This window comes from Pseudomonas sp. GL-B-12 (assembly GCF_019955895.1).
Taxonomy (GTDB): domain Bacteria; phylum Pseudomonadota; class Gammaproteobacteria; order Pseudomonadales; family Pseudomonadaceae; genus Aquipseudomonas.
The window spans coordinates 20,910-32,472 of sequence record NZ_JAHBCX010000051.1; the positions used below are offsets into that span (position 1 = coordinate 20,910).

Sequence of the window (11,563 nt, forward strand, 5' to 3'; positions counted from 1 at the left end):
TCCAGGACATGCGCAACCTCGCCGCCAAGCGCTCGCTTGAACCCGGCGCCCTGCGTGAAGAGTTGAACCAGAGCCTGAAAACCGCCTTCGAGCGCAACAGCAAGGTGCTGGGGATCTGGCTGGCGTTCGAACCCAACGGCCTGGACGGCAAGGACAGCGAATTCGCCAACGACGCCGCCCGCCAGTCCAACGAGATCGGTCGTTTCGCCACGTACTGGAGCCGCGCTGGAGGTGATGCCCTCAACACGATCATGGTCGAAGAGGACATGACCAAAACCACCCTGAACCTCAGCGGCACGCCGTACAACGTCTGGTACACCTGCCCGCGGGACAGCAAGCGCACCTGCCTGCTCGACCCCTACGCCGATACTGTCGGCGGCAAGGAAGTGTTGATGACCACCATTTCTGTACCGCTGCTGGAGAATGGCAAGTCCATCGGCGTGGTCGGTATCGACATCGCCCTCGATGCCCTGCAAGCGGCGGCGGTCGACTCCCAACGCGACCTGTTCAACAGTGCCGGGCACATGCTCATCGTTTCCGGTACTGGCGTGCTGGCCGCCTACAGTGTCGATGCCGGCAAAGTCGGCAAGAACATCGGCGACACCCTGGGCGCCGATGGCAAGGACATCCTGCAATTGCTCGCGAATGGCGCGCCGAAGATTCTCCAGCAAGGCGACCTGATCCGCGCGGTATACCCGGTCAGCCCGATTGTCGATGCCAAGGCCTGGGCCGTGGTGATCGACCTGCCCAGGCAAGTGCTGCTGGCCGACTCGGTGAAGCTGCAAGCGGTACTCGACGATGCCCAGCAAAGCGGCACACTCAAGGCGCTGTCGGTGGCGGTGATTGCCGGCCTGCTCGGGCTGTTGCTGATGTGGCTCACCGCGTCCGGCGTGACCCGCCCGATCAACAGCGTGGCACAAATGCTCAAGGCGATTGCCAGTGGCGACGGCGACCTGACCCAGCGCCTGCACTACAGCAAGCAGGACGAACTGGGCGAACTGGTGAGCTGGTTCAACCGCTTCCTCGAAAAGCTGCAACCGACCATCGCGCAGATCAAGCAAAGCATCACCGATGCCCGTGGCACCGCCGATCAGTCGTCGGAGATTGCCCGCCAGACCAGTGAAGGCATGCAGGTACAGTTCCGCGAAATCGACCAGGTCGCCACCGCGTCCAACGAAATGAGCGCCACCGCCCACGATGTCGCCAACAGCGCCTCGAACGCGGCGAATGCAGCGAAAGGTGCCGACCAGTCGGCCCGCGACGGCATGTCGATCATCGAGCGCAGCACTCGCGACATCAATCAACTGGCCGAAGAGGTCAGCAAGGCCGTGACCGAAGTCGAAGCCCTGGCGGCCAACAGCGAGCAGATCGGTTCGGTGCTGGAGGTGATTCGCAGCATCGCCGAACAAACCAACCTGCTGGCGCTCAACGCCGCCATCGAAGCCGCCCGTGCCGGTGAAGGCGGTCGAGGCTTTGCTGTGGTCGCCGATGAAGTGCGCAACCTGGCCAAGCGTACCCAGGACTCGGTGGAAGAAATTCGCCTGGTGATCGAGCGCATCCAGTCCGGCACCCGCGGCGTGGTCGCCACCATGCATTCGAGCCAGACCCAGGCCCACAGCAACGCCGGGCAGATCCAGCAGGCGGTCCAGGCCTTGGGCAAGATCAGCGACGCGGTCACCGTGATCAGCGACATGAACCTGCAAATCGCCAGCGCCGCCGAGCAGCAAAGCGCCGTCGCCGAGGAGGTCAACCGCAACGTCTCGGCGATCCGCACCGTTACCGAAACCCTGACCGGCCAGGCCACCGAATCGGCGCAGATCAGCAGCCTGCTCAACTCGCTGACCAACCACCAGATGAAGTTGATGGACCAGTTCCGCGTTTAGGAAGCACCACCGATCAATGTGGGAGCGAGCAAGCCCGCTCCCACAAAGGGATTTCATCTGGCCTCAGTTTTTTGATCTAAGATCTGGCTCTCGCTCCGGAGGGCTCTTCAATGACTGATCTGCTCACGTCCATTCAAGCCGCACTCGGTTTGCCTCACACCCCGATTCCATTCACGTCCAGCGGTGCCCTGCCCTCGGCGTTTGCCGTCACGGATCTGGCCTGCGCCAGCATCGCTGCCGCCGGCCAGGCCGCCAGCGAACTGCTGCACCAACAAACCGGACGCCTGCCCGACCTTGAGGTTGACCGGCGCCTGGCGTCTTTCTGGTTCGCGACCTCGATTCGCCCGCTTGGCTGGAGCGTTCCGCCGTTGTGGGACCCGATCGCCGGTGACTACGCCACCCGCGATGGCTGGATTCGCCTGCACACCAACGCGCCCCATCACCGCGCCGCTGCCGAAAGCGTGCTCGGCGCCTGTGCCGACCGAGCAGCGATGACCGGCAAAGTCGTGCAATGGGCGAAAAGCGAGCTGGAGCAGGCGGTGGTCGATGCCGGTGGTTGCGCCGCCGAAATGCGTACCTGGGAACAATGGCAGACCCATCCTCAAGGACAGGCGGTAAATGCCGAACCCTTGATTCTGTTCGCCAACCACCCAAGCCAGAACAGCAAACCGTGGACAGGTTCAGTTGCTCGACCACTGGCCGGAATCAAGGTGCTGGACTTGACCCGAGTACTGGCAGGCCCCATCGCCAGTCGCTTTCTGGCTGGCCTTGGCGCCGATGTCTTGCGCATCGATCCGCCGACCTGGAACGAGCCAGGGGTGGTGCCGGAAGTCACCTTGGGAAAACGCTGCGCGCGCCTTGATCTGAACGACAGGGCCGACCGCGCTGTATTCGAATGCCTGCTCAAGGACGCCGACATCCTGCTCCACGGCTATCGCGCCGATGCACTGGAGCGACTTGGCCTGGGCATGAATGAGCGCCGGCAACTGAACCCCGGCCTGATCGATGTTTGCCTCAACGCCTATGGCTGGAGCGGTCCCTGGCAAAACCGCCGGGGCTTCGACAGCCTGGTGCAGATGAGCAGCGGCATTGCCGAAGCGGGTATGTGCTGGATGCAGGCGGACAAACCGACGCCATTGCCGGTGCAAGCCCTTGATCACGCCACTGGGTATTTGATGGCGGCCAGTGCGATCCGGTTGCTGGCACAGCGGTTGAACGACGGTACGGGGGGCTCGGCGCGATTGTCGTTGGCACGTACGGCGAGGTTGTTGATCGAGGCTGGGGCCGGGTCCGATGAGCCGTTGCGGGCAGAGGATCAAAAGGATCAGGGAATGGTGGTGGAGCAGACGCCGTGGGGGCCAGCGTATAGGTTACATGTGCCGCTTAAGATGATCGGGACACCGTTGCAATGGACATTGCCAGCAACTGATTTGGGTTCACATCGCGCGCAGTGGTGGTGACCGTCAGATCGCCTTCGCGGGCAAGCCCGCTCCCACAGGGACTGCGTTTTTCCTGACTATCGCGATCAAATGTGGGAGCGGGCTTGCCCGCGAAGGCGTCAGGACTATCAGCACAAAACCCGGATCAGCTCAGTCCGCCCGACTCAAAGAAGTCCACAGCACCTGCGCCGCATACCCTCGATAAGGACGCCACCCTTCAGCCCGCAACAACAGCTGCTTCGCTGTCACCGGCTCACCCTCCAGCGCCGCCAGCGCATTGATCAGCCCGACATCACCATTGGGAAACCCATCCATCTCCCGCAACTGACGCAAGGCAATGTATTGCGCCGTCCAGTCACCAATCCCGTGCAACGCCAGCAAGCGCGCTACGCCCCCCTCCCGACCGGGTTCAAACAATCGCGGATCATCGAGCAGTGCCTGAGCTACCCCCGACAAGGTCCGGCCTCGGCTTTTCGGCATGCCCAGCGCTGCCAGATCCGCTCCCGCCAGCACATCAGCCGTGGGAAACACATGGCTCAATCCCGACTGCGCTGAACTCAATGGCACACCGTACTGCGCAACCAGTTTGCCCGCCAACCGGATCGCCGCCGCCACCGTAATCTGCTGCCCCAGTACCGCACGGATCGCCAGCTCCAACCCATCCCACGCCCCCGGTACGCGCAGGCCCGGGCGTTCGGCAATCAACCGCGCCATCAGCGGATCAACCGCCAGGTGTCGGTGAATCGTGGGCAGGTCGGCATCCAGGTCGAACATTCGCCGCACTCGCGCAACGATCTCGGGCACGGCAGCAGCCTCTGGAAAGTCCAGGCTCAGCTCAAGTGCATCGGATGTAGCAGGCTGGATCGAAAACGTACCGTAAACGCCATGCAAGTCGATGCTGCGCGAGTAAACACTCTCGACCACCGTTTCCAGGCCAACGATCGCCCGCGCCGACAAGAACCCCAGCAACGCCGGCCAGTCATAGGGCGGCTGGTACGCCAGCAACAACCTCACAGACTGAGCAACCCGCTGTACAACCCATAAGCCGCCAGCCCCGCACCACCGATGACACAGGTGAAAATGCCTTTCTCGACCACCGTGAACAATGGTTTGCCCTGCTCATTACGTGCCTTGGCAAACAGGATCACACCCGGCGCATACAGCAACGCCGACAGCAGCAAATATTTCAGGCCGCCGGCATACAGCAACCACACCGCGTAGCCCAGGGCGATACCACCGATCAGCAGATCCTTGATCCGCTCGGCGGATGCCTGTTGGTAGGTTTCACCCCGTGCGCACAACAACACCGCATAGGCCGCCGACCACAGGTACGGCACCAGAATCATCGAGGACGCCAGATAAATCAGGCTGGTGTAGGTGCCGGCGGAAAACAGCGTGATCAACAGGAACAGCTGGATCATCGAGTTGGTCAGCCACATCGCATTGACCGGCACACGGTTGGCGTTTTCCTTGGTCAGGAATGCCGGCATGGTTTTGTCTTTCGCCGTGGCGAACAGGATTTCGGCGCACAGCAGCGCCCAGGACAATAAGGCCCCCAACAGCGAGATCGCCAGGCCGACACTGATCAGCAACGCCCCCCAGGGGCCGACGATATGTTCAAGCACCGCCGCCAGCGAGGGGTTCTGCAGTTTCGCCAGTTGCGGCTGGGTCATGATCCCCAGCGACAGCACGTTCACCAGCACCAGCAGCGCCAACACCCCAATGAACCCGATCACCGTCGCCCGGCCCACGTCGGAGCGTTTCTCTGCCCGGGCCGAATAGACACTGGCGCCCTCGATACCGATGAACACGAACACGGTGACCAGCATCATGTGCCGAACCTGATCCATCACGCTGCCGAATTCCGGGTTGTTGCGCCCCCAGATATCGAGGGTAAAGATGTCCGCCTTGAACGCCACGGCGGCAATCACGACGAACATGATCAGCGGCACAATCTTGGCCACGGTGGTCACCTGGTTGATGAACGCCGCCTCCTTGATCCCGCGCATCACCACAAAATGCACGGTCCAGAGCAGCACCGAAGCGCAGACGATGGCGATCGGCGTGTTGCCTTCACCAAAGACCGGAACGAAATAACCGAGGGTACTGAACAGCAGCACGAAGTAGCCGACGTTGCCCAGCCAGGCGCTGATCCAGTAGCCCCAGGCCGAAGAAAAACCCATGTAGTCGCCGAACCCGGCCTTGGCATAGGCGTACACCCCGGAGTCCAGCTCCGGCTTGCGGTTGGCCAGGGTCTGGAACACAAACGCCAGGGTCAGCATGCCGACGGCAGTGATTGCCCAACCGATCAGGATTGCCCCGGCATCGGCCCTGGCCGCCATGTTTTGCGGCAGGGAAAAAATCCCGCCGCCGATCATCGAACCCACCACCAACGCGATCAATGCGCTCAGGCGAAGCTTGTTCGGTGATTGCGCCATCGTTGCATCTCCATATTGGGGGGGCGACAACTGCCGCGACATCGTCACATAACGGGCGTCAACTAAACTGTTGAAGAGTAATAACGTTTATTGGATAACGCCAACATACGTCTTTTACTTGCACAAAACGGCTATTAGAGGCGCCGATATAATCATTTGTTGTATACGTTTTTCTAATACATCAATTTTGTACAAAAAACCCACGAGGAAAATTTGCGAATTCTCAAAAACCAACTAGCGTCATAATTCGAAACAAACTTTAAAAGTACTGAAATAATGTACAAAAGGCTCTAGAACAAGCGTTACAGACAGCCGCCTTGCAAATGATGGCACTCCGCCAACAAACTGGGAACGCTCTCATTTAGTGATCCAAGTCAGCTGATTGGATAGCCAACGGAATTAGTCTGTTGCCTCTCTTCTCCTGCATTGGAGTCATGCAATGTCTGAAGCTCCCGGAAAACTGAAACTCGGCGCGCTGGTTGCGTTAGTCGTGGGTTCGATGATTGGTGGCGGTATCTTTTCCTTGCCACAAAACATGGCCGCCAGTGCGGATGTCGGCGCCATTCTGATCGGTTGGGCGATCACTGCCGTCGGCATGCTCACCCTGGCGTTCGTGTTCCAGACCCTGGCCAACCGCAAACCCGATCTTGATGGCGGGGTTTACGCCTACGCCAAGGCCGGTTTCGGCGACTACATGGGCTTCTCGTCCGCCTGGGGGTACTGGATCAGTGCCTGGCTGGGCAACGTGGGGTACTTCGTACTTTTGTTCAGCACCCTCGGCTACTTCTTTCCGCTATTTGGGGAGGGGAATACCCCCGCAGCCGTGATCGGCGCCTCGGTGCTGCTCTGGGCCGTACATTTCCTCGTACTGCGAGGAATAAAGGAAGCCGCGTTCATCAACCTGGTGACCACCGTAGCCAAGATCGTGCCGCTGCTGCTGTTCATGTTGATTGCGGTGTTCGCCTTCAAACTGGACATCTTCACCGCCGACATCTGGGGCCTGAAGAACCCGGACCTGGGCAGCGTGATGGACCAGGTGCGCAAAATGATGCTGGTCACCGTGTGGGTGTTCATCGGCATCGAAGGCGCGAGCATCTTTTCGGCCCGCGCGGAAAAACGCAGCGATGTGGGTAAAGCCACCGTGATCGGCTTTGTCACCGTGCTGCTGTTTTTAGTCCTGGTGAATGTGCTGTCGCTGGGGATCATGACCCAGCCGGAACTGGCCAAACTGCAGAACCCGTCAATGGCCGCCGTGCTGGAACACGTGGTCGGTCACTGGGGCGCGGTGCTGATCAGTGTCGGCTTGATCATCTCGTTGCTGGGGGCGCTGCTGTCGTGGGTGCTGCTGTGCGCGGAGATCATGTTCGCCGCCGCCAAGGACCACACCATGCCGGCGTTTTTGCGCAAGGAAAACGCCAACCATGTACCGGTCAACGCCCTGTGGCTGACCAATGCCATGGTGCAGGTTTTCCTGATCATCACACTGTTCTCTGCCAGCACTTACCTGTCGCTGATCTACCTCGCCACCTCGATGATCCTGGTGCCTTACCTGTGGTCGGCGGCCTACGCCTTGCTGTTGGCAGTGCGCGGCGAAAGTTACGAAGGCGCGGCGGGCGAGCGGCAGAAGGATCTCATTATCGGCGCGGTGGCCCTGATCTACGCGATCTGGCTGCTGTACGCCGGCGGCATCAAATACCTGCTGCTGTCCGCCCTGCTCTACGCCCCCGGCGTGACCCTGTTCGCCAAGGCCAAGCTGGAAATCAACAAACCGGTTTTCACCAACGTCGAGAAGCTGATTTTCGCTGTGGTGGTCGTCGGCGCCGGGGTGGCGGCCTACGGTCTCTATGACGGCTTCCTGACCCTTTAGCTCCTGTTTCTAGAAGCACAACCCTGTTTTGTCATCTGGAGGATCACTGTAATGACCAAGGAAAAAGTTAAGTACGGCGTCCATTCCGAAGCCGGCAAACTGCGCAAAGTCATGGTTTGCTCCCCAGGCCTGGCCCATCAGCGGCTGACCCCGAACAACTGCGATGAACTGCTGTTCGATGACGTGTTGTGGGTGGCCCAGGCCAAACGCGACCACTTCGACTTCGTCACCAAGATGCGCGAACGCAACGTCGATGTGCTGGAAATGCACAACCTGCTGACCGACATCGTCGCCATCCCCGAAGCCCTGGACTGGATTCTGGAACGCAAGATCACCGCCAACTCGGTGGGCCTGGGCCTGATCAATGAAACCTCGTCGTGGCTGCGCAGTCTGGAGCCGCGCAAGATCGCCGAGTTTCTGATCGGTGGTGTCTCGGGCGACGATTTGCCCACCAGTTTCGGTGGCAAGGCCATCGAGATGTTCCGCGACTTCCTCGGCAACTCCAGCTTCATCCTGCCGCCGCTGCCCAACACCCAGTTCACCCGAGATACCACCTGCTGGATCTACGGTGGCGTCACCCTCAACCCGATGTACTGGCCGGCGCGCCGTCAGGAAACCCTGCTGACCACCGCCATCTACAAGTTCCACCCCGAGTTCACCAACGCCGACTTCCAGATCTGGTACGGCGACCCGGACAAAGAACATGGCAATTCTACCCTTGAGGGCGGTGATGTGATGCCGATCGGCAACGGCGTGGTGTTGATCGGCATGGGCGAACGCTCGTCGCGCCAGGCCATTGCCCAACTGGCGGTGAACCTGTTCAAAAACAAGGCCGTCGAGAAAGTGATCGTCGCCGGCCTGCCGAAATCCCGCGCGGCGATGCACCTGGACACCGTGTTCAGCTTCTGCGATCGCGACCTCGTCACGATCTTCCCGGAAGTGGTGAACCAGATTGTCGCCTTCACCCTGCGTCCCGATGAAAGCAAGGCGGGCGGCATCGACATCCGTCGCGAAGAAACCAACTTCCTCGACACCGTGGCCCAGGCCCTGAACCTCAAAGCGTTGCGCGTGGTGGAAACCGGCGGCAACAGCTTCGCCGCCGAACGCGAGCAATGGGACGACGGCAACAACGTAGTGGCCGTGGAACCGGGCGTGGTCATCGGCTACGACCGCAATACCTACACCAACACTCTGCTGCGCAAAGCCGGCGTGGAAGTGATCACCATCAGCGCCGGCGAACTCGGCCGGGGACGGGGCGGCGGCCATTGCATGACCTGCCCGATCATCCGCGATCCGATTGACTACTAACCTATTACCTTGGCCCGCGCTGCCCTCTACCCAAGGGCATGCGCAAGCCAAGGGGATAACCGACACCTTAGGAGATCCAAAATGGCGTTCAATATCCATAACCGCAATCTGCTGAGCCTGGAACACCACACCCCTCGCGAATTGCGCTACCTGCTCGACCTGTCCCGCGACCTCAAGCGTGCCAAGTACACCGGCACCGAACAGCAGCATCTCAAGGGCAACAACATCGCGCTGATCTTCGAAAAGACCTCGACCCGCACCCGCTGCGCGTTCGAAGTTGCAGCCTATGACCAGGGCGCCAACGTCACCTACATCGACCCGAACTCTTCGCAGATCGGCCACAAGGAAAGCATGAAGGACACCGCCCGCGTGCTCGGGCGCATGTACGACGCCATCGAGTATCGTGGCTTCAAACAGGAAATCGTCGAGGAACTGGCCAAGTTCGCCGGCGTACCGGTGTTCAACGGCCTGACCGACGAGTATCACCCGACGCAAATGATCGCCGACGTGCTGACGATGCGTGAACACGCCGACAAGCCCATCCACGAGATCAGCTACGCCTACCTGGGCGACGCGCGCAACAACATGGGTAACTCCCTGTTGCTGATTGGCGCCAAGCTCGGCATGGACGTGCGCATCTGCGCGCCAAAAGCCCTGTGGCCGGCGGACGACCTGGTGGCTCGCTGCAAACAGTACGCAGAAGAAAGCGGCGCGCGCATCACCCTCACCGAAGACCCGAAAGCGGCGGTCAAGGGCGTGGACTTCATCCACACCGACGTGTGGGTGTCGATGGGCGAGCCGGTCGAAGCCTGGGCCGAACGCATCCAGCAACTGCTGCCGTATCAGGTCAACGCCGAACTGATGAAAGCCACCGGCAACCCGCGCACCAAGTTCATGCACTGCCTGCCGGCGTTCCACAACAGCGACACCAAGATCGGCAAGCAGATTGCCGAGCAGTACCCGCACCTGAAGAACGGCATCGAAGTGACCGATGACGTGTTCGAGTCGCCAGCCTGTATCGCCTTCGAGCAAGCGGAAAACCGCATGCACACCATCAAGGCGATTCTGGTGTCGACGCTGGCTGATCTCTGACGGCTGACTCGCTCCCACACTGGCCCGATTCCAACCGGGAGATCGAGTTGTTTGTGACTTCTCTTTTAGAAGGACTAGCACCATGCGTATCGTCGTTGCTCTGGGCGGTAATGCCCTGCTCCGCCGGGGCGAACCCATGACCGCTGACAACCAGCGCGCCAACATCCGGATCGCCACCGAACAGATCGCCAAGATCCATCCCGGCAACCAACTGGTCATCGCTCATGGTAATGGCCCTCAGGTCGGCCTGCTCTCATTGCAGGCGGCGGCCTACACCTCGGTTTCGCCCTATCCGCTGGACGTGCTCGGTGCCGAAACCGAAGGCATGATCGGCTACATCATCGAACAGGAACTGGGCAACCTGCTGGACTTCGAAGTGCCCTTCGCGACCCTGCTGACCCAGGTCGAAGTCGATGCCAATGACCCGGCCTTCAAAAACCCTACCAAACCCATTGGCCCGGTCTACAGCAAGGCCGAGGCGGAACAACTCGCTGCAGAGAAAGGCTGGGCCATTGCCCCGGACGGCGACAAATACCGTCGCGTGGTCGCCAGCCCGAAACCCAAACGCATCTTCGAAATCCGTCCGATCAAATGGCTGCTGGAAAAAAGCAGCATCGTGATCTGCGCCGGCGGTGGCGGCATTCCGACCATGTATACCTCGCCCGGCAAACTCGAGGGCGTCGAAGCGGTCATCGACAAGGACCTGTGCTCGGCGCTGCTGGCCGAACAGCTTGAAGCCGATCTGCTGGTGATCGCCACCGACGTCAACGCCGCGTTCATCGACTTTGGCAAACCCACGCAGAAAGCCATTGCCCAGGCACACCCCGACGAAATGGAAAAACTCGGCTTCGCCGCCGGCTCCATGGGACCGAAGGTGCAGGCAGCCTGCGAATTCGCGCGCCATACTGGAAAAGTGGCGGTGATCGGCTCGCTCGCAGACATCGAAGCGATCGTCCAGGGCAAGGCCGGCACGCGCATCAGTACGGCGACACCGGGCATCAGCTATCAATAAACGAAACTGCGGGGCAGGCCTGAGGCCTGTCCTGATTCAAGATCTTTTGAAGGAGAGTCAACAATGGCAACGTTCGAGCCGGGTCACCTGCACATCGAGCGACACGCGCTGAACAAGGATGACGTCAGCTACAACATCTACCTCGACTATGAAGTCAGCCAGGATCCCAAGGAAGGCAAAGGGATGCTGTTCAAGATGCACGGCAGCATTCAGAACAAGGACATGAGCGAGTCGTTCTTCCTGCCCAAGGACATGGCCTACAACTTCGCCAGCAACGTCACCAAGATTGCCGAGAAGCACGGCATCCCGAAAACCCATAGCAACATCGGTTCGGTCCACAAGCATTACGACAAAATGTTCGAAGACGTGCGGGTGCAGTTGAACATGAAATCGGGCGACCCGGTCAAACCCGAGCACCTGGAGTAATCCAGTCTCCAAGTGGAAGCTGTACCTGTGGGAGCGGGCTTGCTCGCGAAAGCGGTGTATCAGTCGCCAACGATGGTGTCTGACACGACGCTTTCGCG

9 protein-coding genes and 1 pseudogene are annotated in these 11,563 nt (G+C 60.3%); 8 read left to right on the forward strand and 2 right to left on the reverse strand.

Going from position 1 to position 11,563, the window contains the following annotated elements; genetic code table 11:
• Positions 1–8 precede the first annotated feature (8 nt).
• From KGA85_RS31470 to KGA85_RS24900, 3 genes and pseudogenes are all read left to right on the forward strand, one after another.
• A pseudogene (locus KGA85_RS31470) lies at positions 9–1,025 on the forward strand (HAMP domain-containing protein); the annotation flags it as partial.
• Positions 1,026–1,127: 102 nt separating this feature from the next.
• The gene (locus KGA85_RS31475) at positions 1,128–1,883 is read left to right on the forward strand and encodes a methyl-accepting chemotaxis protein (protein WP_411741657.1); all 756 of its coding nucleotides are present in this window, start codon (positions 1,128–1,130) and stop codon (positions 1,881–1,883) included.
• Positions 1,884–1,993: 110 nt separating this feature from the next.
• The gene (locus KGA85_RS24900) at positions 1,994–3,343 is read left to right on the forward strand and encodes a CoA transferase (RefSeq protein WP_223543456.1); all 1,350 of its coding nucleotides are present in this window, start codon (positions 1,994–1,996) and stop codon (positions 3,341–3,343) included.
• A 129-nt stretch (positions 3,344–3,472) separates the two neighbouring features.
• Here KGA85_RS24900 and KGA85_RS24905 read toward each other — a convergent pair whose 3' ends face one another.
• Complete coding sequence (locus KGA85_RS24905) at positions 3,473–4,336, reverse strand: DNA-3-methyladenine glycosylase family protein (protein ID WP_223543457.1); 864 nt, start codon at positions 4,334–4,336, stop codon at positions 3,473–3,475.
• Positions 4,333–5,760 carry an arginine-ornithine antiporter gene (gene arcD, locus KGA85_RS24910; protein WP_223458022.1) on the reverse strand — a complete coding sequence of 476 codons (1,428 nt, stop codon included), beginning with the start codon at positions 5,758–5,760 and terminating at the stop codon, positions 4,333–4,335. Before arcD (KGA85_RS24910) ends, KGA85_RS24905 begins: the two co-directional genes overlap by 4 nt.
• A 439-nt stretch (positions 5,761–6,199) precedes the next feature.
• Here arcD (KGA85_RS24910) and arcD (KGA85_RS24915) point away from each other — a divergent pair, with 439 nt between their 5' ends.
• The 5 genes from arcD (KGA85_RS24915) (at position 6,200) to KGA85_RS24935 (ending at position 11,465) form a co-directional block, all read left to right on the forward strand.
• Entirely contained in the window at positions 6,200–7,627 is a 1,428-nt protein-coding gene (arcD, locus tag KGA85_RS24915; RefSeq protein WP_223533823.1) for an arginine-ornithine antiporter, read from the forward strand.
• A 51-nt stretch (positions 7,628–7,678) separates the two neighbouring features.
• The gene (gene arcA / locus KGA85_RS24920; protein ID WP_223533822.1) at positions 7,679–8,935 is read left to right on the forward strand and encodes an arginine deiminase; all 1,257 of its coding nucleotides are present in this window, start codon (positions 7,679–7,681) and stop codon (positions 8,933–8,935) included.
• An 81-nt stretch (positions 8,936–9,016) separates the two neighbouring features.
• Positions 9,017–10,027, forward strand: a complete 1,011-nt coding sequence (locus tag KGA85_RS24925) for an ornithine carbamoyltransferase (RefSeq protein ID WP_046042231.1) — start codon at positions 9,017–9,019, stop codon at positions 10,025–10,027.
• A gap of 82 nt (positions 10,028–10,109) precedes the next feature.
• Positions 10,110–11,039, forward strand: a complete 930-nt coding sequence (gene arcC / locus KGA85_RS24930) for a carbamate kinase (RefSeq protein ID WP_150726702.1) — start codon at positions 10,110–10,112, stop codon at positions 11,037–11,039.
• Positions 11,040–11,102: 63 nt separating this feature from the next.
• Complete coding sequence (locus KGA85_RS24935; protein WP_223458028.1) at positions 11,103–11,465, forward strand: DUF5064 family protein; 363 nt, start codon at positions 11,103–11,105, stop codon at positions 11,463–11,465.
• Positions 11,466–11,563 lie beyond the last annotated feature (98 nt).

What these genes read in the sequence shown, in the direction of transcription:
- KGA85_RS31475 (WP_411741657.1), top strand. Translation starts at nt 1,128, where the DNA reads ATGCAGGTACAGTTCCGCGAAATCGACCAGGTCGCCACCGCGTCCAAC.
- KGA85_RS24900 (WP_223543456.1), top strand. Translation starts at nt 1,994, where the DNA reads ATGACTGATCTGCTCACGTCCATTCAAGCCGCACTCGGTTTGCCTCAC.
- arcD (WP_223458022.1), bottom strand. Translation starts at nt 5,760, where the DNA reads ATGGCGCAATCACCGAACAAGCTTCGCCTGAGCGCATTGATCGCGTTG.
- arcD (WP_223533823.1), top strand. Translation starts at nt 6,200, where the DNA reads ATGTCTGAAGCTCCCGGAAAACTGAAACTCGGCGCGCTGGTTGCGTTA.
- arcA (WP_223533822.1), top strand. Translation starts at nt 7,679, where the DNA reads ATGACCAAGGAAAAAGTTAAGTACGGCGTCCATTCCGAAGCCGGCAAA.
- KGA85_RS24925 (WP_046042231.1), top strand. Translation starts at nt 9,017, where the DNA reads ATGGCGTTCAATATCCATAACCGCAATCTGCTGAGCCTGGAACACCAC.
- arcC (WP_150726702.1), top strand. Translation starts at nt 10,110, where the DNA reads ATGCGTATCGTCGTTGCTCTGGGCGGTAATGCCCTGCTCCGCCGGGGC.
- KGA85_RS24935 (WP_223458028.1), top strand. Translation starts at nt 11,103, where the DNA reads ATGGCAACGTTCGAGCCGGGTCACCTGCACATCGAGCGACACGCGCTG.